22 protein-coding genes and 2 pseudogenes are annotated in these 20,464 nt (G+C 41.1%); 9 read left to right on the forward strand and 15 right to left on the reverse strand.

Going from position 1 to position 20,464, the window contains the following annotated elements:
- The first annotated feature begins 1 nt into the window (after position 1).
- Genes traJ through NMK93_RS06965 form a run of 7 tightly spaced genes read left to right on the forward strand, consistent with a single transcriptional unit; the run spans position 2 to position 5,142 of the window.
- On the forward strand, positions 2–997 hold the full coding sequence (traJ, locus tag NMK93_RS06935) for a conjugative transposon protein TraJ (protein WP_185211642.1): 996 nt from the start codon (positions 2–4) through the stop codon (positions 995–997).
- A gap of 13 nt (positions 998–1,010) precedes the next feature.
- Positions 1,011–1,634 carry a conjugative transposon protein TraK gene (gene traK / locus NMK93_RS06940; protein ID WP_149915183.1) on the forward strand — a complete coding sequence of 208 codons (624 nt, stop codon included), beginning with the start codon at positions 1,011–1,013 and terminating at the stop codon, positions 1,632–1,634.
- A 10-nt stretch (positions 1,635–1,644) separates the two neighbouring features.
- Positions 1,645–2,040, forward strand: coding sequence for a hypothetical protein (locus NMK93_RS06945; RefSeq protein WP_045756384.1), 396 nt, complete (start codon positions 1,645–1,647; stop codon positions 2,038–2,040).
- 3 nt (positions 2,041–2,043) lie between these two features.
- Complete coding sequence (locus NMK93_RS06950) at positions 2,044–2,328, forward strand: nitrogen regulatory IIA protein (protein ID WP_149915182.1); 285 nt, start codon at positions 2,044–2,046, stop codon at positions 2,326–2,328.
- Positions 2,315–3,640 carry a conjugative transposon protein TraM gene (traM, locus tag NMK93_RS06955; protein ID WP_149915181.1) on the forward strand — a complete coding sequence of 442 codons (1,326 nt, stop codon included), beginning with the start codon at positions 2,315–2,317 and terminating at the stop codon, positions 3,638–3,640. Before NMK93_RS06950 ends, traM begins: the two co-directional genes overlap by 14 nt.
- Positions 3,641–3,664: 24 nt before the next feature.
- Positions 3,665–4,567 (forward strand): conjugative transposon protein TraN, encoded by a 903-nt coding sequence (gene traN, locus NMK93_RS06960; RefSeq protein ID WP_185211644.1) that lies wholly within the window; start codon positions 3,665–3,667, stop codon positions 4,565–4,567.
- A 17-nt stretch (positions 4,568–4,584) separates the two neighbouring features.
- Complete coding sequence (locus NMK93_RS06965) at positions 4,585–5,142, forward strand: conjugal transfer protein TraO (protein ID WP_149913534.1); 558 nt, start codon at positions 4,585–4,587, stop codon at positions 5,140–5,142.
- A 36-nt stretch (positions 5,143–5,178) separates the two neighbouring features.
- Here the strand turns inward: NMK93_RS06965 and NMK93_RS06970 are convergent.
- From NMK93_RS06970 to NMK93_RS07000, 7 genes and pseudogenes are all read right to left on the reverse strand, one after another.
- A pseudogene (locus tag NMK93_RS06970) lies at positions 5,179–5,679 on the reverse strand (IS1595-like element ISBbi1 family transposase); the annotation flags it as partial.
- A 1-nt stretch (position 5,680) separates the two neighbouring features.
- Positions 5,681–6,496, reverse strand: a complete 816-nt coding sequence (gene sul2 / locus NMK93_RS06975) for a sulfonamide-resistant dihydropteroate synthase Sul2 (protein ID WP_001043260.1) — start codon at positions 6,494–6,496, stop codon at positions 5,681–5,683.
- A 71-nt stretch (positions 6,497–6,567) separates the two neighbouring features.
- Positions 6,568–7,068 (reverse strand): annotated as a pseudogene (locus NMK93_RS06980) (IS1595-like element ISBbi1 family transposase); the annotation flags it as partial.
- Position 7,069: 1 nt separating this feature from the next.
- Positions 7,070–7,885: a sulfonamide-resistant dihydropteroate synthase Sul2 gene (sul2, locus tag NMK93_RS06985; RefSeq protein ID WP_001043260.1), complete on the reverse strand. Its 816-nt coding sequence runs from the start codon at positions 7,883–7,885 to the stop codon at positions 7,070–7,072.
- A 71-nt stretch (positions 7,886–7,956) separates the two neighbouring features.
- Entirely contained in the window at positions 7,957–8,865 is a 909-nt protein-coding gene (locus tag NMK93_RS06990) for an IS1595-like element ISBbi1 family transposase (RefSeq protein ID WP_057281936.1), read from the reverse strand.
- A 19-nt stretch (positions 8,866–8,884) separates the two neighbouring features.
- Positions 8,885–9,484: an exonuclease domain-containing protein gene (locus NMK93_RS06995; protein ID WP_050427871.1), complete on the reverse strand. Its 600-nt coding sequence runs from the start codon at positions 9,482–9,484 to the stop codon at positions 8,885–8,887.
- Between the two features lie 182 nt (positions 9,485–9,666).
- The gene (locus NMK93_RS07000) at positions 9,667–10,530 is read right to left on the reverse strand and encodes an aminoglycoside 6-adenylyltransferase AadS (protein ID WP_003013318.1); all 864 of its coding nucleotides are present in this window, start codon (positions 10,528–10,530) and stop codon (positions 9,667–9,669) included.
- Between the two features lie 358 nt (positions 10,531–10,888).
- On the opposite strand from NMK93_RS07000, the gene catB (NMK93_RS07005) reads away from it, so the two are divergent.
- Complete coding sequence (gene catB / locus NMK93_RS07005) at positions 10,889–11,518, forward strand: type B chloramphenicol O-acetyltransferase (protein ID WP_010256763.1); 630 nt, start codon at positions 10,889–10,891, stop codon at positions 11,516–11,518.
- A 374-nt stretch (positions 11,519–11,892) separates the two neighbouring features.
- Here the strand turns inward: catB (NMK93_RS07005) and NMK93_RS07010 are convergent, their stop codons facing one another.
- From NMK93_RS07010 to NMK93_RS07045, 8 genes are all read right to left on the reverse strand, one after another.
- The gene (locus NMK93_RS07010; RefSeq protein WP_008651082.1) at positions 11,893–13,059 is read right to left on the reverse strand and encodes a tetracycline-inactivating monooxygenase Tet(X2); all 1,167 of its coding nucleotides are present in this window, start codon (positions 13,057–13,059) and stop codon (positions 11,893–11,895) included.
- A 153-nt stretch (positions 13,060–13,212) separates the two neighbouring features.
- Complete coding sequence (locus NMK93_RS07015) at positions 13,213–14,037, reverse strand: class D beta-lactamase OXA-347 (RefSeq protein ID WP_004295324.1); 825 nt, start codon at positions 14,035–14,037, stop codon at positions 13,213–13,215.
- A gap of 176 nt (positions 14,038–14,213) precedes the next feature.
- The gene (locus NMK93_RS07020) at positions 14,214–15,002 is read right to left on the reverse strand and encodes an APH(3') family aminoglycoside O-phosphotransferase (RefSeq protein ID WP_154138269.1); all 789 of its coding nucleotides are present in this window, start codon (positions 15,000–15,002) and stop codon (positions 14,214–14,216) included.
- Positions 15,003–15,827: 825 nt separating this feature from the next.
- Positions 15,828–16,610 (reverse strand): lincosamide nucleotidyltransferase Lnu(H), encoded by a 783-nt coding sequence (lnu(H), locus tag NMK93_RS07025; RefSeq protein ID WP_051021433.1) that lies wholly within the window; start codon positions 16,608–16,610, stop codon positions 15,828–15,830.
- 457 nt (positions 16,611–17,067) lie between these two features.
- Entirely contained in the window at positions 17,068–17,532 is a 465-nt protein-coding gene (locus NMK93_RS07030) for a GNAT family N-acetyltransferase (protein ID WP_024568394.1), read from the reverse strand.
- Between the two features lie 347 nt (positions 17,533–17,879).
- Positions 17,880–18,131, reverse strand: a complete 252-nt coding sequence (locus NMK93_RS07035; RefSeq protein WP_254529915.1) for a hypothetical protein — start codon at positions 18,129–18,131, stop codon at positions 17,880–17,882.
- Positions 18,132–18,200: 69 nt separating this feature from the next.
- A complete protein-coding gene (locus NMK93_RS07040) occupies positions 18,201–18,653 on the reverse strand; it encodes a GNAT family N-acetyltransferase (RefSeq protein ID WP_254529917.1) in 453 nt (150 codons plus the stop codon).
- Between the two features lie 208 nt (positions 18,654–18,861).
- Positions 18,862–19,392 (reverse strand): aminoglycoside 6'-N-acetyltransferase AAC(6')-D292, encoded by a 531-nt coding sequence (locus NMK93_RS07045; protein WP_058878818.1) that lies wholly within the window; start codon positions 19,390–19,392, stop codon positions 18,862–18,864.
- Between the two features lie 390 nt (positions 19,393–19,782).
- On the opposite strand from NMK93_RS07045, the gene catB (NMK93_RS07050) reads away from it, so the two are divergent.
- Positions 19,783–20,412, forward strand: coding sequence for a type B chloramphenicol O-acetyltransferase (gene catB / locus NMK93_RS07050; protein ID WP_010256763.1), 630 nt, complete (start codon positions 19,783–19,785; stop codon positions 20,410–20,412).
- The last annotated feature ends 52 nt before the right edge of the window (positions 20,413–20,464 follow it).

Consider the following 20,464-nt stretch of genomic DNA (forward strand, 5'->3'; position numbering starts at 1 on the left):
TATGGAATGGAACAATCTTCACGAACTCCTGCGCTCTCTTTACGATGAGATGCTCCCACTGTCCGCCGATATGGCGACAGTGGCTAAGGGCATTGCCGGATTGGGCGCACTGTTCTACGTGGCACTGAAAGTGTGGCAGGCATTGAGCCGTGCAGAACCGATAGACGTGTTTCCGCTCCTGCGACCGTTCGCCATCGGGCTTTGCATTATGTTCTTCCCGACCATCGTATTGGGAACTATCAATGCGGTATTAAGTCCGGTCGTAAAAGGCACAAACGCCATGCTCGAAAACCAAGTGCTTGACCTCAACAAATTGCAGGAACAAAAAGACCTGTTGGAGAGAGAGGCAATGCTCCGCAATCCCGAAACCGCTTACCTCGTAAGCGATGAGGAATTTGATAAGAAACTGGATGAATTGGGATGGTCGCCGTCCGATTTGGTTGCCATATCCGGTATGTACATGGAGCGTGGAATGTACGATTTAAAGAAAAGCATCCGTGACTGGTTTCGGGAGCTACTGGAAGTCCTTTTCCAAGCATCTGCTTTGGTCATAGATACCATACGGACATTCTTTCTTATCGTGCTGTCCATTCTCGGGCCGATAGCCTTTGCGATAAGTGTATGGGATGGTTTTCAGTCCACACTTACGCAATGGCTGACCCGATATATCAGCGTGTACCTGTGGTTGCCCATTGCCGATATGTTCAGCTCCATGCTCGCCAAGATACAATCCCTTATCATCGAACGGGATATTGATATGCTTGCCGACCCGACCTACATCCCCGACACATCCAACACCGTGTATATCATCTTTATGCTGATTGGCATCGTGGGCTACTTCACCGTTCCAACGGTGGCAGGTTGGGTAATACAGGCAGGTGGTGCAGGGAACTTCATGCGCAACGTAAACTCTACGGCATCTAAGACCGGAAACATCGCCGGAGCAGGAACGGGGGCTGTTGCAGGCAATATCGGTGGCAGGTTAATGAACAAATAAAAATCAGAAAGCAATGGAATTTAAGACACTAAGAAATATCGAAAACAGCTTTAGGCAAATACGGCTGTACGCAATTGTATTTGCGGTACTCTGCATCGCGGTGGTAGGTTATGCCGTATGGCAGTCCTACCAGTTTGCAGAGGCACAACGCCAAAAAATATATGTACTGGACAACGGCAAGTCCTTGATGTTGGCATTGTCACAGGATGCAAGCCTCAACAGACCTGTTGAGGCAAGGGAACACGTAAGGCGTTTCCATGAACTGTTCTTTACGCTCGCACCGGATAAGAACGCTATTGAAAGCAACATGAAAAGAGCTTTTAATCTTGCCGACAAATCGGCTTTCGATTACTACAAAGACCTTTCGGAAAAGGGCTATTATAATCGCATCATTTCGGGCAACGTGCAACAGCGTGTCGAAGTGGACAGCGTGGTGTGCAACTTCGATACCTATCCCTATTCCGTTAGGACGTATGCTAAACAGTTTATCATCCGGTCAAGCAACGTTACAAGGCGAAACCTTGTGACCTCCTGTTATCTCGTGAACTCCGTCCGCTCGGACAACAACCCACAGGGCTTCAATATCGAAAAGTTTGCCGTGTTGGAAAACAGGGATATAGAAGTCATCGACCGCTAAAGCCAAGATTATGGAAGCAATATCAGATTTGAATACGTTCGCCAAAATCCTTACTGCAAAGGGGTATGACGGCGATTTCCATACGCAGGGTGCGTATGCCGGAAAACTGAAAGCAAGCATCAGCGAATATCTCGCCAACTGCCCCAAAGGTGTAGCTAAAAAGGAGTTGTTGCTATCCTGCTTTCTGCAATGGGCAGGCGAAGCCCTGCCCAGGATAGAATGCCTTATGTGGGTGAAGTACCTAAACGGCAAATTCTTCTTGGGCAGAATGGAGATTGCAAAAAAAGACCGTTACGGGCAGGTGCTGAAACAATCGGAACTGACTGACCTGTCGGTCGTCACCGCTCCCAAAGCAAAAGAGGCAATCGCTATGGTCAGTGATGCAGTGGAACGGAATAACAATTAAAGCATGAAAAATCTAAGAACAGCAATCAGTAATTGGTTTGACAAGCTCGATGGACAGTGGCGAGCGTTGCCTGTTAAAAAAAAGCATCGCTATACGCTACTGCTCTTTGCAGGCTATGCACTGCTGTCCGTCATCGTACTGCTCGAAGTGTGCTACGATGTAGCGCATTCCGATAATACCATGACTATTGAGCATATCGAAAACCCCATTAGGCAAAACAATTCCTCGGTTTCACCGCAGGACAGTATTAAAACAATCTTAAAAGATAAAAATCATGAAAGACAGTGAAAACAAAAAGGTAAGTTTTTTGGTCGAAGATGACGACCCGAAAAACGGAATGGATGCGACCCAAGACGGGGCGCAGAACAAAGCAGACAAGTTAAAGAAGCCCATCATTTTTGCCCTTATGGGCGTGGTGTTCCTCGGCTGTATGTACCTAATCTTCAAACCGTCCTCCGATAAGAAAACGGTCGAGGATATTGGTCTGAACGATGTCGTACCGCAGGCAAACGATGCAGGGCTTCAATCCGATAAGCAAAAGGCTTATGAACAGGAACTACTCGAACAGAAAATGCAGGAAAAGCGCAATGCGCTCCTGTCACTATCCGACTATTGGAGCGAGGACAGTACCGCCGATCAGGAAGCGGAGCAACCGGATGAGGTTTATGAAGACGGCTACGCTTCCGGCGGTGGTACACGCAGGAACAGCAACCCTGCTCTGAACAGTTACCGCAATGCGCAAAGTACGCTGACCTCGTTCTACGACAACAGCGATTACGAAACGCAGGAACTCCGCAAACAGATTGAGGAACTCAAAGAACAGTTGGCAGAAAAAGACGTACCGCCTGTAACGACCATAGATGACCAACTGGCTTTGATGGAAAAGTCATACGAAATGGCTTCCCGTTACCTGCCACAAACCCCTGCACAGCCGAACAGTACGGACACAATGGTTTCCACAAAGAGTGCCTCACAAAAGGAGCATTTCGTGGCTTTCACTCCTGTAAGAAAAAATACGGTTTCCGCATTGTACCGTGAACCGACTGACAGTGCTTTTTTGGCAAACTGGAACGAAACCCGAAACCGTGGCTTCTATACGGCAGGTGTTTCGGAACAGGTCATACAGCCAAAAAACAGCATCAAGGCAGTGGTACAGGAAACACAGGTCGTGACGGGCGAAGGCGATGTGCGCCTGCGCCTGTTGGAAACGGCACAAACGCCTGTCCGCTCCATTCCGGCAGGAACGGTACTAACGGCAAATGCCAAGTTTCAAGGTGGCAGGTTGCAGTTAAAAGTAACGTCCATCGAATATGAGGGCAACATTATTCCGGTCGATATAACCGTGTACGATGTGGACGGACAGCAAGGGCTATATGTGCCATATTCTCCCGAAATGAACGCCCTGTCAGAGATAGCCTCCAACATGAGCCAAACGGGGGGAACAAGTATCATGATGACACGCTCGGCAGGGCAACAGATGGCAGGCGGCCTTTCCCGTGGCGTGGTGCAAGGGGTATCGGGGTACTTCTCCAAGAAAGTGAGGACACCGAAAGTAACCGTCAAAGCCGGTCATCAGTTATTCCTCGTTTCAAAAAATTAATGTTTAACTAAAATCAAAAAGAAAATGAAAGCAATATTTAAAAGCCTTTTGGCAATGGTCTGTTTAACGGTCTTTATCACTGGTGCGAATGCACAGCAAGTGGCATCCGGTACAACAAAATTGAGCATGGGCAAGGTTGACCCTTACGAAATGCAGGTGACGTACAGCAAGACCTCGCACCTCATATTCCCGTCCGCAATCCGCTACGTGGATTTGGGCAGTGAGTACCTTATCGCAGGCAAAGCCGAGGATGCGGAAAACGTACTGCGCATTAAGGCAAGCGTAAGGGATTTTGACGAGGAAACCAATTTTTCGGTCATCACGGACGATGGTCGGTTTTACAATTTCAACGTCTTTTACAGCCCTTATCCTGCAACGCTGAATTATGATTTGTTGACCATGCAAAAGGCATCGGACAGGGAAAACGGCAACGATGTTCTGTTTGAGGAATTGGAGGGCAATTCGCCGTCACTGGCAGGCTTGCTCATGGAAACGATTTACAAAAAGAACAAAAGGATTGTAAAGCATATCGGGGCAAGAAGCTACGGCATACAATTCCTGCTAAAAGGTATCTACGTCCATAACGGAAAATTCTATTTCCATACGGAACTGCGCAACAAAAGCAATGTTCCGTTCAACATTGACTTTGTGAATTTCAAGGTCGTGGACAAGAAAGTCGCCAAGCGTACCGTGGTGCAGGAAAAGGCAATGAACCCATTGCGTATGTACAAAACGCTCGGTGAAATAACGGGCAATACCACCGACCAGAACGTATTCCTGCTCGACCAGTTTACCATAACGGATGACAAGGTACTCGTGATTGAAATTTTTGAAAGGAACGGTGGCAGACAACAGGTATTGCAGGTGGAAAATTCCGACCTCGTACACGCCAAGCTGATAAGCGATATGCACCTAAAGATTGATTAACCAAAAAGGAACGAACAATGATAAGATACATTTTTGCCGTGGTGTTTGCCATGCTAAGCATGACGGCGGTACAGGCACAGCGAATGCTCCCCAAACAAAAGGGATTGGAAGTAAACGCAGGTATGCTGTCCAAAGAAATAAGCGACAATTACTATCTGAATTTGACATTGACCGTGAACGGAAAGAACGGCAATTACTGGATATGGGGTGCGGAGTACACCCATCAATTTTCCTGTTACAGGGATGTACAGATACCGCTCGAAACCTATACAGGCGAGGTGGGTTACAGTCTTCAGCTATTGGGGGATGCAAGAAAGACCGTTACGCTGAATGCAGGGCTAACAGCTGTGGCAGGTTACGAAACCATCAACCGGAGCGAAGCCATGCTATCGGATGGCTCGACCATCCTCGACAAAGACAATTTCGTCTATGGTATGGGCGGACGGCTCACGCTCGAAACGCACCTGTCCGACCGTTTTGTCCTGCTCCTGCAAGGGCGGACAAAAGTATTATGGGGTACGGATTTGAAACAGTTCCGTCCATCGGCAGGGATTGGACTAAGGTTTAACTTTTAAAATTGATTTACGATGAAAATATTACTGATTATCCGTTTATGCACCTGTTATATTCGCAATTACTAGTCTGTCAAAGAGTTTGTCTCCAAAATACCGTCTGTTTAATTTGTAAATAAACTCGTTGAGATACAACTGTAAGTATTTCCTTTTGATTTTATGGTAGTTGCCCAGCAATGTCCGTTTTGCATTACTGATTGCGATATGCACCCATTTGAGTGTTTCCTTGGTGGTTTTGGCGTCTGATTTCTCGGTGACGTGCAATTCCACCAGATCGGAGATGTCAACGTAAGAAGTGCTTTTGTCCGAAAATACGATGGCATCATCCTCCATGCAGTCCCTGACCACGCCGTTGATTCCTTCACTTTGATGGCTATCCAGTACCCTGGCCTTGAAATAACGCACATGCTTCTCCTTTTTGCCCGTTTCGATATCTTCCAACGGGGTGCTTTCGGCCATCACCGCAACGTTCTGCTTTCCCTCGGCTCCCCGGCCACGTGTACCCTTGCCTCGCTCGATTTCCTTACTGGCCACCGAAAAGTTAACGAATTCTTGCGGTTTCTTTCAGCGCCGCCAATACCGCCAGCCCGTCGCGCAAGGGGCGCGGCTCGTGTGTGCGGATGAAGTCAGCTCCACCTGCGGCGGCGGCAAGCTCTGCAGCGAGTGTCGCGGCCCCGACATCCCCCGGACCACGGCCTGTGAGCGCGCGCAGAAAGGATTTGCGCGAAACAGACAGAAGCACCGGCAAATCGAAGCGCAGCCGCAATTCATCGAACCGCGCCAGCACCGAGAGCGAGGTTTCGGGAGCAGCCCCCAGAAAAAACCCCATGCCGGGATCAAGGACAAGGCGGTTGCGTTTGATACCGGCACCCGTCAGCGCCGCGATGCGCGCGTCAAAGAACGCCGCAATGTGATCCATGATGTCGCCAGCGGGTGCCTCGCGCCGATCTGCCTGCCCGTCTTGCACCGAATGCATAACGACGAGTTTGGCAGATGATTTCGCCAATTGCGGATAGAACGCAGCGTCTGGAAAACCGCGAATATCATTGAGATAGGCCACACCACGCGACAAGGCATAGGCTTGCGTCGCGGGTTGATAACTGTCGAGCGAGACGGGAATGCCATCTGCCTTGAGCGCGTCCAGCACCGGCGCGATACGCGCGATTTCTGTGTCGGACGAAACAGGCGCGGCGTCGGGATTGCTGGATGCCGGACCGAGGTCGATCACATCTGCCCCCTCGGCCATCAGCTTACGCGCCTGCGCAATGGCTGCGTCTGGCGCCAGATACCGGCCTCCATCGGAGAAACTGTCCGAGGTTATGTTGACGATGCCGAAAATGATGAGCGATTTATTCATGGGGGCTTCTATAATAATACCTAAAATCCGCAGGTAGTTAATTAGGATGTTTAAAGATTCTGATTATCCGTTTATGCACCTGTTATATTCGCAATTACTAGTCTGTCAAAGAGTTTGTCTCCAAAATACCGTCTGTTTAATTTGTAAATAAACTCGTTGAGATACAACTGTAAGTATTTCCTTTTGATTTTATGGTAGTTGCCCAGCAATGTCCGTTTTGCATTACTGATTGCGATATGCACCCATTTGAGTGTTTCCTTGGTGGTTTTGGCGTCTGATTTCTCGGTGACGTGCAATTCCACCAGATCGGAGATGTCAACGTAAGAAGTGCTTTTGTCCGAAAATACGATGGCATCATCCTCCATGCAGTCCCTGACCACGCCGTTGATTCCTTCACTTTGATGGCTATCCAGTACCCTGGCCTTGAAATAACGCACATGCTTCTCCTTTTTGCCCGTTTCGATATCTTCCAACGGGGTGCTTTCGGCCATCACCGCAACGTTCTGCTTTCCCTCGGCTCCCCGGCCACGTGTACCCTTGCCTCGCTCGATTTCCTTACTGGCCACCGAAAAGTTAACGAATTCTTGCGGTTTCTTTCAGCGCCGCCAATACCGCCAGCCCGTCGCGCAAGGGGCGCGGCTCGTGTGTGCGGATGAAGTCAGCTCCACCTGCGGCGGCGGCAAGCTCTGCAGCGAGTGTCGCGGCCCCGACATCCCCCGGACCACGGCCTGTGAGCGCGCGCAGAAAGGATTTGCGCGAAACAGACAGAAGCACCGGCAAATCGAAGCGCAGCCGCAATTCATCGAACCGCGCCAGCACCGAGAGCGAGGTTTCGGGAGCAGCCCCCAGAAAAAACCCCATGCCGGGATCAAGGACAAGGCGGTTGCGTTTGATACCGGCACCCGTCAGCGCCGCGATGCGCGCGTCAAAGAACGCCGCAATGTGATCCATGATGTCGCCAGCGGGTGCCTCGCGCCGATCTGCCTGCCCGTCTTGCACCGAATGCATAACGACGAGTTTGGCAGATGATTTCGCCAATTGCGGATAGAACGCAGCGTCTGGAAAACCGCGAATATCATTGAGATAGGCCACACCACGCGACAAGGCATAGGCTTGCGTCGCGGGTTGATAACTGTCGAGCGAGACGGGAATGCCATCTGCCTTGAGCGCGTCCAGCACCGGCGCGATACGCGCGATTTCTGTGTCGGACGAAACAGGCGCGGCGTCGGGATTGCTGGATGCCGGACCGAGGTCGATCACATCTGCCCCCTCGGCCATCAGCTTACGCGCCTGCGCAATGGCTGCGTCTGGCGCCAGATACCGGCCTCCATCGGAGAAACTGTCCGAGGTTATGTTGACGATGCCGAAAATGATGAGCGATTTATTCATGGGGGCTTCTATAATAATACCTAAAATCCGCAGGTAGTTAATTAGGATGTTTAAAGATTCTGATTATCCGTTTATGCACCTGTTATATTCGCAATTACTAGTCTGTCAAAGAGTTTGTCTCCAAAATACCGTCTGTTTAATTTGTAAATAAACTCGTTGAGATACAACTGTAAGTATTTCCTTTTGATTTTATGGTAGTTGCCCAGCAATGTCCGTTTTGCATTACTGATTGCGATATGCACCCATTTGAGTGTTTCCTTGGTGGTTTTGGCGTCTGATTTCTCGGTGACGTGCAATTCCACCAGATCGGAGATGTCAACGTAAGAAGTGCTTTTGTCCGAAAATACGATGGCATCATCCTCCATGCAGTCCCTGACCACGCCGTTGATTCCTTCACTTTGATGGCTATCCAGTACCCTGGCCTTGAAATAACGCACATGCTTCTCCTTTTTGCCCGTTTCGATATCTTCCAACGGGGTGCTTTCGGCCATCACCGCAACGTTCTGCTTTCCCTCGGCTCCCCGGCCACGTGTACCCTTGCCTCGCTCGATTTCCTTACTGGCCACCGAAAAGTAACCCTCATCCAGTTCTATCATCCCTTCCAGTGTATACCTTGCATCCCGGTTGCCCATCGCCCTGCGGAGTTTGTGTACCATCGCCCATACCGGTTCGTAACGCTTCAATCCTAATTGCTTCTGGAGTTCGTTGGTGGAGAATCCCTTTTTTGTGCAACTCATCAGGAACATCGTTTTGTACCACACCAGAAACGGCAGCTTGGAGCTCTCCATGTTCGTACCGCTGCGCAACGAGGTGCGGAAACGGCAACCTTTGCATTCATAACTCCATTTACCCTGTAACCAATAATGGGAAGTGCCCCCGCATCGCTTGCAGACAACCCCTTCCTTATCACGCTGCTCCTTGAAATGCAAACGACAATCTTCCTCCGAACCGAAATGAGCCGTAAAACTGAATATGTTCATAATCCCTGCTTTTTGAGCGCTAATATACTAAAAATATTAGGTGTGTTTGCGGAGAATCAGATAGATTTTTCAAAACACTCAAGTCCATACTCGCATTATGAAAAATTAATAAATTAGATGAAAGATATTTAGAAAGTTCGTCTTCCCATAATTCTTGAAAATTAAGGGAAAATTCTACATCTTCATATGAAATTCCGTGTATTGAAGTATGAGTTTTTAAAAACTTTTCTGATTTTGGTGGATTTATATAGTGTTTTGTCGAATAAACTATTGTGTCATTTTTCACGAAGCATAATCCGATTGCACAAGCACTTAATCTACTGTTATTTGCTGTCTCAAAGTCAATAGCAATAAAATCAAATTTATTTTCAAAGTACTCAGGGAATGTATGAGGATTTTTAAATTGATTGAATTTCAATTTTTGCAAAATCGCTTGTTCGTATTGAGGTTTTACTTTATAACCAACTTGTTTTGCTTTTTTTAGCCAAGGTTCAAGAATATAGTTTGGTGTATTTTCGATAAAATTATAGAATAGAAATTCATTGTTTGTTTCAGGATTTATTCCCGAAACTTCCATTTCAATTTGATTTTTTGGTTTAGGTTTAAAAAAGTTAAACATAGTTCATTTTGTATAATTCAGACGAGTTTTGGTGTAATATGGCATATAACGTGCCGCGTATTGGCGATGGGCGGGATTTTTAGCACTGAACTTTAATCGAAGAACAGAAGTTGAATTTTGCACTTCCGTTGATACGAAGCCGTTCAGCCCGCCTATTGCCAATACGATGTTGTACGACGTAGTTATGTTTTGGGTTTTAGTCCAGCTAAATATTTTCGTATGTCATTTTCTAATTTATCCGGGTATTTGTACTCTAATTTTTTTGACAATTCAGTTCCTATTTCTGAAACTAAATCAGTCATTGAAAATAGAGCAGTCCAATTTTCCTTTATATCGCTCCCTGAAAATGTTTGTTCTGTTTTAGCCCACATTTCCTGGTTAAGATACTTTTTGAAAAGCCGTCCATATTTATTGGTCGTTATGTTCCAATTGTGTTCACTTGCAATGTGCCATTCAATTAAAGGAATTAAATATTCTGTGCGAATAACGGTTTCCGACATAAATTTCGCATAGAATATTTCATCTCTCACAAGACACTTTGCCACGTAAGTTGTGTCCCACCAAAAATCGTTTATTAGATTTTGAAACTCTTTTTCAGACGGTTTTTTGATAATGGAAATTTGATAAGTTGGTTTCAGCATTTGCTTTGTAATACCATCTTTATCAATTAAAATTTTATAACCAATATCCCAATCTTCTGGTAATTCTTTCTCTTGCGTTTCCTTTATAAATTTTGATTTGCTGTAAAGTTTAAAATCTACTTTCACACCGTCTTCATAAAGTAGCATTTTCATTGCGTGTTTATGGTTAAAACAACTTTCGTCTTCTTCAATCATAGCAATTGGATTTCCGAATTTAAGCGTCCAGCTTTTGTCTGAAATGTAATTTGTATTATCCTCAAAAACAAATTCAATGTCTAAATCACTAAATTCGTCAACAAGTGCTAAAGGATTTACAAGTGAACTTGTCAGAAGAAGAACTCTTACATCTTCGTTTTTCTCCGACCATTCTATAATTGTTCTTAACTTTTCTTCTCTGACTTTCATTTTGTTTGGTTCGGTTTTACTATGTCGTACAACGGGAAACGCATTGGCGAAGTGGCGGATAAATTGAACCGAAAGTTCAATTTAGCAGTGACGTAGCCGATGTGTTTCCACAGAAGCTAAATTATTAAAAAAAAGCTGAATGTGGGACACATTCGGCGGAATAAAAAGCACAAAAGTTGAATTTTGAACTTAACCCGCCATTTTGCCAATGCGATGTTATGTGTAGTTTTTTAGTATCTTTGTCAGATGAAATTATCAGATTAGCAAATTTACTTTACGCAACGTATAGGAAGAGAATAGTTTAGTATTATTCTTCGTTTCCTTATTGTCTCTTATTGTAAATTAAATATGTTAAATAATGAAAAATTACTTCGAAAGTCCTTTTAAAGGAAAAATAATCAAAGACCACATAACTAATCCCAATATAATTTCGGGTAAATATTCTTATTATTCTGGTTATTATCACGGTCATTCATTTGACGATTGTGCTCGTTATCTGTTTCCGGACAGGAATGATGTCGATAAACTAATTATCGGTTCTTATTGTTCAATAGGGAGCGGTGCAAGTTTCATAATGGCAGGTAATCAAGGTCATAAATATGATTGGATTTCCAGTTTTCCATTTTTTTATATGTCTGAATTTGATGTTTTCAGTAAAAGCCAAGATGGATTTCAAAAAGCAGGAGATACAGTTGTTGGGAATGATGTTTGGATTGGTAGTGAAGCTATGATAATGCCAGGAGTTCAGATAGGAGATGGAGCTGTTATTGGCAGTCGTGCTTTGGTTACAAAAGATGTTGAACCTTATTCAATTGTAGGGGGAAATCCAGCCAAATTGATAAAAAAGAGATTTAGTGATGATGACATCCAAAAATTGCAGGAAATGAAATGGTGGGAATGGGATGAAGAAACCCTTTTTGAAGCAATGCCAATTCTTTGTTCAAATAAAATCGATTTGTTGTACAAGTTTTTTAGAAAAATGAAATGATAAAAAGAAGGTTCCGAAATTCGGAGCCTTTTTGTTTTAACTGCGTTTGCGGCTAAAATTACACATAATGGCTCGGCGAATTGGCGAAGTAGCGAAGCTGTATCGAAGATACAAAAGCGGAGCTATTTAGCCAAGTCGCTTGTTGTAAGCAGTCCGCGAAGCGGCGGCTTACGGCAAGCGACGTAAGTCGCCGAGCCATTGTTAGCAAGGAGCGCAGCGGATTGCTAACAACGTTTGGCAAATTGGCGATGGAGCCGACTTTTAGCACAAATGTTGAATAGAATTACTAATCTTCAACATTGCACAAAAGTTCAATAGAAGTACTTCACCGGCTCTATTGCCAATTTGTTTGTTATGTGCCGTTTTATTCCATTTTATACATTTAACAATTGCTGAAACGTAAAGTCGGGTTTAAACATTTCAATTTCGTTTTGAGTTGATTCTTCTTGTGCTTCTTTGCCATAGATAAACATTTGCTGTTCATAATTTTTAACAGCCTCTTCAATGCTATTAAATTTTCCATCGGCTAGATTATCAGACAATATCAAGGCATCCACCAACCCACTATTTACTCCCTGCCCTGCAAAAGGCGGCATCAAATGTGCGGCATCCCCAATCATTGTTATGGGTAATGGGCGCTTGCTTTTCCAAGGCTTTTCTAAAGGAAATATCCGTGTAGCCAATCCTACAAATGACAACGTCGTATGAATCAATTCTTTGTAGCGTTCGTCCCAATCGGAAAATTCTTTCAGAAGAAAATCAACGACACTATTTCTGTTTTGAAAATCTACCTGCGTTTGGTTTTTCCATTCATCAGGTGTTTTAAAACTTATTCCAAAATGCAATGCACCATTATTATTGGGGTTAGCAAATAATAAATTACCTTGGTGAGATGCCATTAGCCGGTTTCCATTGCATAGCTGAAAAAATCCAGGACAGTTTATCTCTGGTTGATGAATATCGGCTTGTATATTGAAAGTACCTGTTTCTTCAACTTCCGTGTCGGTAACAAATTTTCTTACCTTGGACATCCCGCCATTGGCAAGAATAACCAAATCTGCTGTTTCACTCGGTTTATTCTCAAAAGTTAGTGTCCACTTCTTCTTACCAGGTTCAAGCATAACAAGTTTTCTATCCCAAATAACCGTGTCGTTTTCTAAACTATTCAACAAGATAGCCCTTAAGTCATTTCTGTTTATTTCAGGATTGTCAAATCGATTTTCGGGCTTTACATTTTTTGTGGATAAAATATTGCCTTTTTCATCAGCAATATTTACACCCATTGGTAAGGCTAAGTCATAATAAGTTTGTAACAATCCCGCTTTTTTCATTGCTTCCTGACCTGAACCTTTGTGTAGGTCAAGGGTTCCACCAAAAATTCTTGCCTCTCGGTCGTTGTCTCTTTCGTAAACTGAAACGTCTATGCCGTTTTGCTGTAATAATTTTGCCATAGTCAGTCCAACGGGTCCACCACCAATTATTGCAACGTTCTTATCACTAAGTAAATTCATTTGTTTGTCTGTATCTATTCGCATTGTCATTCAAAAATGGCACATAACGAAAAATGGTAGCCGTAGTTGCCGGATTTACAGCACTTTCGTATCAATTTAGCACTTCGGTTCGTTAAAAGCACCAAAGTATCAAGTTGGCACGAAAGCCGGCAATTATCGGCTACCATATGTTAGTGGCATTTATCATTTCATTATATTCATTTGCTTTAACGCATTTTTTGTTACATTAATTCTCGATGAAATAAAATCATCAACATTCAATCCGTCTGTCGGAATTACATTTGTTGCAAAAAAATAAACATTAGATTTTGTTTCAACATAACCAACAAACCAACCATTATATTTTTCTTCTATCGAACTTAATCCAGTCTTACCGCTTAAAATGTAATTTTCAGTTCGCTCAATTTCCATAATATTTTTGACAATCTTTATTGTCCTATCAGAAATTGGAAATTTTGAAAAATAGAATTTCCTTAAAAAGTCGATTTGTTGTTTTTGAGATATTTTTGAATTTCCTTCAAGCCAAAAATTGTCAATCGTTAAACTGTCAAAAATCATATTTTTATACTCAAATTTTTCTAAATATTCTTTCATTTTAATTGTTCCGATTTTCCTTGCAATTTCCTGATAGCAAGGAACACAGGAAATTCTAAAAGCATCTTTAAATGATAAATCTTTTTCCCAAATATCCATTTTTCTCTGCTCGCCATTCCATTTTAAAATAGTTGTATCATTTTCAATAATGCCTAATTCAACAGCAATTATAGAATTTGGAATTTTGAATGTTGATGCAGGTAATTTTCCGTTTTTAGCCCAATCAAAGTCATTTGAGTAAAAAGTATTCTTGTCGTTATCATAAATTAGAATTGAACCATTTACTTGAAAACTATCTAAAATTTTGTCAAAATCAGAAATTTCTGTTTCAATTATGTTTTTATTCGTTGTTGTGTTACAGCAAACAAATAAAAATATCATTGAAATAAAAACTACAAATAAAATATTTTTCATTTATTGTCTAATTATCGTTTGTTTTTGTTGCCACTAACGGTTACGTATTGGCGATGGTGGGGCATTTGAAAAACGTCAGCCCAACATTTGCACTAATGCCCGATAGAAGCACAAATGTTGAATTTATAACTATCAGCCCCACTATTGCCAATACGATGTTGGTGGCTGGGCTTCTTTCAAAAGAACTCGTCTAATAATATATAAAACTCTATTTTATTTTTGTTTGGCTTATCAAGTCCATATACCTTGTAAAATATGTCAACCATTTCTGGTCTAAAATTATCTCGTATGTTTCTAACAGCAAGTGCAATATCTTGATATTTATCTGTTATACCTCCATTGCCAATGTCTATAAAACCACTTAAGTTATGATTGTCAAAAATTAAGTTGTCAAAACAGTAATCTCCGTGTGTAAACACTAATTCATAGTCTGATGGCTTTATGCTTAATAATTTCACAAATAGTTCTTCGGGGCTGTAAGTTTGATTTTCGGGTTGTAAGTCTGTAAAATCAATTAACCCACTATCTAAATTAAATCTTGCTTTTGAAATTTTCAAGTCAAGGTGTTGAACCAACGCAGTATTGTCAATTTTCAAAGAATGAAGTTTTTTCAATGATATTGCATATTGCTTAATAATTTCTTCAGTTTCTATTTTATCAAAATAATATTCAAGAGTTTTTCCTTGCAGTTCCGTCATACATAACAATTCAAAGTCGCTTAATTGTTCATAAAAAATAATCTTAGGAACTGGAATTTTTCCGTCAAGCCATAAATAATTTTGATAATCGTATTTGAGGTTTACATTATGGTTACTATAAATTTGTTTTTTGAGAATAAAACTCTTTGATTCATCTGTCGTAACCCTGAACAATTCAGCATTTGTTGAACCACCTGAAATTTGTGTGGTAGTATAATTTCCAAAATATTTGTCAAGTTGATTTTTTACGTCTTTACTGATGTCCATTTGCTGTGTCTTTTAGCCTTGCCACCAACGTTTGGGTATTTCTGTTGGCGGGGATTATTATAATTAGTTTTTGTAAATATAACAAAAAGAACAACTCGCGAAAATCTTTATGATGTATACTTCAACCCCGCTAACAGAAATACCGTGTTGTGCGCAGTATTTTTTAATTTCAAGGGAGTTTTAGTGCTTTTAATAGTCAGTCAGACAGTTAAAAAGATATTGAATTCATGCAGTTTTGCACGTTTGTTTTTAGCAGAAATAGTTTTCTGAAGTTTAGTCCAGGACGCTAAGTGCAAAGTAGGGGAGTCAGATCAGTAGTTTTGGAAAAGTCAGTGCGGTTTTTTAAGCGGCAATCCTCAGTTCGGTTATTTTTCCAAAGGTAAATTCAGATTCAGAATTCAGCCAGCAAAAAAGTCAGTTCAGAGTTAAAAAAATCTCATAAATTTTGTTTGAAAGTCGCGGCGGTAATATTGCGCACAATGGCTCGGCGAATTGGCGAAGTAGCGAAGCTGTATCGAAGATACAAAAGCGGAGCTATTTAGCCAAGTCGCTTGTTGTAAGCAGTCCGCGAAGCGGCGGCTTACGGCAAGCGACGTAAGTCGCCGAGCCATTGTTAGCAAGGAGCGCAGCGGATTGCTAACAACGGGCCGCGGCTTGGCGATAGTGGCGGATTAGAAAGCCAATACTTTCAATCTTTCACTAACTTGAGCAACAGCTTTTTATTATTTACTAAATTAACAAAAAAGGAAATATAAAAAGCTGTTGCGACAAAAAATGTACGAACTTTCTATATTTCCCATAACCCGCCATTTCGCCAAACCGATGTTAGCGGTAGTTTTTTCTTATTTCATGTAGGATTTCTTTCATTTTTGGTTCAATATTTAGTTCGTCAAATAGTTTTTCCGATAAATTTAATGAGTTTTCAAAAGCTAAAATTATATTTTTAGGATTTAAATCCGATGTTACTGTTTTATACGCAAAATACCAAGTCGTATCAATATCCTTTTCAAGACTTTTAGTTGGACTTTCCCAATGTTGGGTTTTGTTTGTTCTTGCTCTAATAAGCCAAAGCAAATATTTCTGAACATTTGATAAACTATGATGAGCATGAGCAAATTCTTCTCGCTTAATTAAGTTGCTTGTTGTCAGTATAACATTCAGTAATGATTGACTTAACCACAAGATGTTTTCATTTGTTATTCTTTCGGGCGATTTCGTTTTGATTTGATTTAGTGTTTTCGTTAAATGTCCGTCTTTGTCGATTAGGTTCATTTGGTCAAAATCGCTAAATGCAACAATTCCGTCCCAAGATTTGATAATTTCAATTTCCTCCGTTTTTAAAAAATGAAATTCGCCTCTGACCATATTCTCAAAAATAGCAACTTCGCTTCCATATTCATTTGTAAAATATAATGCCACAGGATGAATTTGATTTACCCATTTTTCCGACGAGAAATTTTCTTTATTTTTTAAAAAGATGTAAAATTCGATATCAGAATATTTATCTCCTTCGCTTTTAGTAAATGAACCATACATAAAAACAGCGGAAACATTTTCGTCTTGTTGAGCTATAGATTTTGTTTTGTTAATCATTTGTAACTGCGTCATTTCTTCTAATTTTTAAAAGTTGATAATAGAAATTCTCACTGCTTTTTGAAAGCAATAAAAAAGTTTCACTTTTTTTATTTTGAACAGTTACTTATAGCTTCATCGGATTATATTTTTTTATGTTCAACATTCTGTTTGGTAAAATTACCGCTAATGGCTCGGCGAATTGGCGAAGTAGCGAAGCTGTATCGAAGATACAAAAGCGGAGCTATTTAGCCAAGTCGCTTGTTGTAAGCAGTCCGCGAAGCGGCGGCTTACGGCAAGCGACGTAAGTCGCCGAGCCATTGTTAGCAAGGAGCGCAGCGGATTGCTAACAACGTTTTCGGGCTTTGCGTTCGGGCGGGTTTCGGAGCACAAAACTGTCAACCTGCACTGAACTTGAATAGAAGCACAAAGCTCCAAGTGATACGTCACCCCGCCTGACGCAAAACCCGTGTTAGCGGGTCGTTGTTCTTGTTTACTTTTCACTGTCAAGAGTTAATTTGTAATAGAAATGTCGCACTTTCTCTTCTTCTGTCGGATTTGTAAGACGGTAGAAATCAAGAGCATAATTGTCAACTTCATCTGCTTGCACAAAAACTTCTTCAAATCCCTTTTCTTTGAAATATTGATTTGTAAACGCTATTAACTTTCGCCCCACGCCTTTTCTTTGGTAATTCGTCAATACTGCAAGGTCATATATATAGGCTAATGGTTTATCTGAATAGTACTGGTCAAGCACATAAACTGTCAGCCCACCTATAACTTTGTTGTTTGCCCTAGCCGTAACTACATAAAAGGTTTCTTGGTTTAATAGTTTCTGTAAGTGCAATTCACTTGGCAAATTGAAATTTTTCATTTCAAATACATTTTCAAAAATAACTATTAAGTCCTTGAACTCTTTAATATTGTCAGATTGTAGTATTTGCAATTCTAAGTTCATACATTTCTAAGTTTTCTTTTTTAGAGGTAGTCCTTTACAATGCCCGCTAACGGTTTGGGGCTTGCCGAAGGCGGGGATTTTTAGCACAAAAATTCAATCGAAGAACGAAAGTTGAACCTTGTACAAATGCCCAATCGAAGCCGTTCAGCCCCGCTTTTGGCAAACCCTTGTTAGCGGTTCGTTGTTTTTGTTTCATCAAGTCTAACCATACAAACTACGTCATCTATGCCGTTATATCCTTCAATACAGTATCCGTTGGGGTCAATGTTGGGAACGGTCAAAAGTTTGTCAAACGCATCTTTAATCAAGTTCAAATCTTATCTAAAATTCTTAATTTCGATTGCTATTTAATTACCGCTTGGAATGGTAAATTCCGTCAACCCGTGTTTTTGTAAATCGCTTCTTGTTCGTTCTTCCGCAGCCACTCTGTAGGCAATTTTCCCGTTTTCAGGTCTTGAAATGCCAAAATTTCTTCGTTGTGGGGGGGGGAACTCAAGTAAAGTGTGTAGTTTCTGAAACGCCTCTAAAATTCCATCCGAAAAAGTTTTTGCCTGAATGAAAATGACTTTGATGTCCTTTTCAATTTTGATTTTTCTCATTGTATCCATACGTTTTTTGTATTACTGTCATAAAATTTGGTTTAGTTGTTATTTGTTTGCAAGCTCACTTTACTCATTGAGTGTATAATAAAAATGTACCACTTGTTCCTCATTTGTCGGTTTGGTTGTTCTGTAAAAGTCAATGGCATAGTCATCAACTTTATCTGCCTGCACAAATACTTCTTCAAAACCTTTTTGTTTGCAGAAATTGTTTGTAAATGCAATTAAACTTTTCCCAACTCCCTTTCTTTGATAATTTGTCAATACTGCAAGGTCGTAGATATACGCTAATGGTTTGTGGGAGTAGTACTGGTCAAGTACGTAAATTGTTAGTCCGCCAATAATCTTGTCATTTGTCTTGGCGACAACTGCAAAGAAGTTTTCTTTTGCTAAAAGTTTCCGTAAATGTGTTTCGTCTGGTAATTTGAAATTTTTCATTTCAAATACATCCTCAAACAGCAAAATAAGCTCTTTTAGTTCGTCAAGATTATGTGATTGTAATATTTGTAACTCTAACTTCATTTTTTTGTTCAATTCATTTTCCGTGTCTTTTTTCAATGACCGCTAACGGTCTCGGCTATGAGTAGTTGCGTGGTTTAGCACGAAACTTTGCAAATACACACCAAACTGAAAATCCGCGAGGATTTTCAGAAGTAGGTGAGAACAAGCAATTACTTATAGCCATTGTTGGCGGTTCGGGTTTTCTCAATCTTATTAATGTCAAAAATTTTCATTCATTTACGATAAGAGTAATGTCAAGTATCATCATTGTCGCAGGTCCGTCTGGTGTAATTATATTTTGAACTTTACGAAAGCCTACTTTTTCATAACAATTAACTGCTCTATGATTATCAGGTCTTGGGTCAACCCGTACTTCTGTAATGTTAATTTGTTTTGTCAGAAAATGAATAAATTGAGTTATCATCAGCGTTCCATAACCTTTACCTAATAATTTGTTGTCAGCAATAAATTGGTCAATTCCAATGACACCTTGTCCAGGTTCATCTGGCCACCAATTTGGGTCGCCCTCCGATGCATAGTAATATTGAATATATCCAAAAGGTTTTTTATCAAGATAGATTATATAGGGTCTTGCGGAATCATTACCTAAAATTCTTGGTAGATATTTATCCCGAACCTTCTCAAGTGTTATTTCTTCTGAATTCCACCATTCTTGTAAGTGTGGATAGTTAAGCCACTTTGTTAATATTGGCAGTTGTGTTTCATTTAGTGGTTTGAATTCGAAGGTTATTTCTTTCACATTTATGATATATTAAATATTTATTCCGACCAGAAAGTTTTTGTTGTCCTTACCTGACCGCTAACGGGAAACGCATTGGCGAAGTGGCGGATAAATTGAACCGAAAGTTCAATTTAGCAGTGACGTAGCCGATGTGTTTCCACAGAAGCTAAATTATTAAAAAAAAGCTGAATGTGGGACACATTCGGCGGAATAAAAAGCACAAAAGTTGAATTTTGAACTTAACCCGCCATTTTGCCAATGCGATGTTATGTGTAGTTTTTTAGTATCTTTGTCAGATGAAATTATCAGATTAGCAAATTTACTTTACGCAACGTATAGGAAGAGAATAGTTTAGTATTATTCTTCGTTTCCTTATTGTCTCTTATTGTAAATTAAATATGTTAAATAATGAAAAATTACTTCGAAAGTCCTTTTAAAGGAAAAATAATCAAAGACCACATAACTAATCCCAATATAATTTCGGGTAAATATTCTTATTATTCTGGTTATTATCACGGTCATTCATTTGACGATTGTGCTCGTTATCTGTTTCCGGACAGGAATGATGTCGATAAACTAATTATCGGTTCTTATTGTTCAATAGGGAGCGGTGCAAGTTTCATAATGGCAGGTAATCAAGGTCATAAATATGATTGGATTTCCAGTTTTCCATTTTTTTATATGTCTGAATTTGATGTTTTCAGTAAAAGCCAAGATGGATTTCAAAAAGCAGGAGATACAGTTGTTGGGAATGATGTTTGGATTGGTAGTGAAGCTATGATAATGCCAGGAGTTCAGATAGGAGATGGAGCTGTTATTGGCAGTCGTGCTTTGGTTACAAAAGATGTTGAACCTTATTCAATTGTAGGGGGAAATCCAGCCAAATTGATAAAAAAGAGATTTAGTGATGATGACATCCAAAAATTGCAGGAAATGAAATGGTGGGAATGGGATGAAGAAACCCTTTTTGAAGCAATGCCAATTCTTTGTTCAAATAAAATCGATTTGTTGTACAAGTTTTTTAGAAAAATGAAATGATAAAAAGAAGGTTCCGAAATTCGGAGCCTTTTTGTTTTAACTGCGTTTGCGG

The organism is Sphingobacterium sp. LZ7M1 (assembly GCF_024296865.1).
GTDB lineage: Bacteria > Bacteroidota > Bacteroidia > Sphingobacteriales > Sphingobacteriaceae > Sphingobacterium.

Excerpts from the sequence above, each read along its gene's own strand:
- traJ (WP_185211642.1), top strand. The coding sequence starts at position 2 with ATGGAATGGAACAATCTTCACGAACTCCTGCGCTCTCTTTACGATGAG.
- traK (WP_149915183.1), top strand. The coding sequence starts at position 1,011 with ATGGAATTTAAGACACTAAGAAATATCGAAAACAGCTTTAGGCAAATA.
- NMK93_RS06945 (WP_045756384.1), top strand. The coding sequence starts at position 1,645 with ATGGAAGCAATATCAGATTTGAATACGTTCGCCAAAATCCTTACTGCA.
- NMK93_RS06950 (WP_149915182.1), top strand. The coding sequence starts at position 2,044 with ATGAAAAATCTAAGAACAGCAATCAGTAATTGGTTTGACAAGCTCGAT.
- traM (WP_149915181.1), top strand. The coding sequence starts at position 2,315 with ATGAAAGACAGTGAAAACAAAAAGGTAAGTTTTTTGGTCGAAGATGAC.
- traN (WP_185211644.1), top strand. The coding sequence starts at position 3,665 with ATGAAAGCAATATTTAAAAGCCTTTTGGCAATGGTCTGTTTAACGGTC.
- NMK93_RS06965 (WP_149913534.1), top strand. The coding sequence starts at position 4,585 with ATGATAAGATACATTTTTGCCGTGGTGTTTGCCATGCTAAGCATGACG.
- sul2 (WP_001043260.1), bottom strand. The coding sequence starts at position 6,496 with ATGAATAAATCGCTCATCATTTTCGGCATCGTCAACATAACCTCGGAC.
- sul2 (WP_001043260.1), bottom strand. The coding sequence starts at position 7,885 with ATGAATAAATCGCTCATCATTTTCGGCATCGTCAACATAACCTCGGAC.
- NMK93_RS06990 (WP_057281936.1), bottom strand. The coding sequence starts at position 8,865 with ATGAACATATTCAGTTTTACGGCTCATTTCGGTTCGGAGGAAGATTGT.
- NMK93_RS06995 (WP_050427871.1), bottom strand. The coding sequence starts at position 9,484 with ATGTTTAACTTTTTTAAACCTAAACCAAAAAATCAAATTGAAATGGAA.
- NMK93_RS07000 (WP_003013318.1), bottom strand. The coding sequence starts at position 10,530 with ATGAAAGTCAGAGAAGAAAAGTTAAGAACAATTATAGAATGGTCGGAG.
- catB (WP_010256763.1), top strand. The coding sequence starts at position 10,889 with ATGAAAAATTACTTCGAAAGTCCTTTTAAAGGAAAAATAATCAAAGAC.
- NMK93_RS07010 (WP_008651082.1), bottom strand. The coding sequence starts at position 13,059 with ATGACAATGCGAATAGATACAGACAAACAAATGAATTTACTTAGTGAT.
- NMK93_RS07015 (WP_004295324.1), bottom strand. The coding sequence starts at position 14,037 with ATGAAAAATATTTTATTTGTAGTTTTTATTTCAATGATATTTTTATTT.
- NMK93_RS07020 (WP_154138269.1), bottom strand. The coding sequence starts at position 15,002 with ATGGACATCAGTAAAGACGTAAAAAATCAACTTGACAAATATTTTGGA.
- NMK93_RS07030 (WP_024568394.1), bottom strand. The coding sequence starts at position 17,532 with ATGAACTTAGAATTGCAAATACTACAATCTGACAATATTAAAGAGTTC.
- NMK93_RS07035 (WP_254529915.1), bottom strand. The coding sequence starts at position 18,131 with ATGAGAAAAATCAAAATTGAAAAGGACATCAAAGTCATTTTCATTCAG.
- NMK93_RS07040 (WP_254529917.1), bottom strand. The coding sequence starts at position 18,653 with ATGAAGTTAGAGTTACAAATATTACAATCACATAATCTTGACGAACTA.
- catB (WP_010256763.1), top strand. The coding sequence starts at position 19,783 with ATGAAAAATTACTTCGAAAGTCCTTTTAAAGGAAAAATAATCAAAGAC.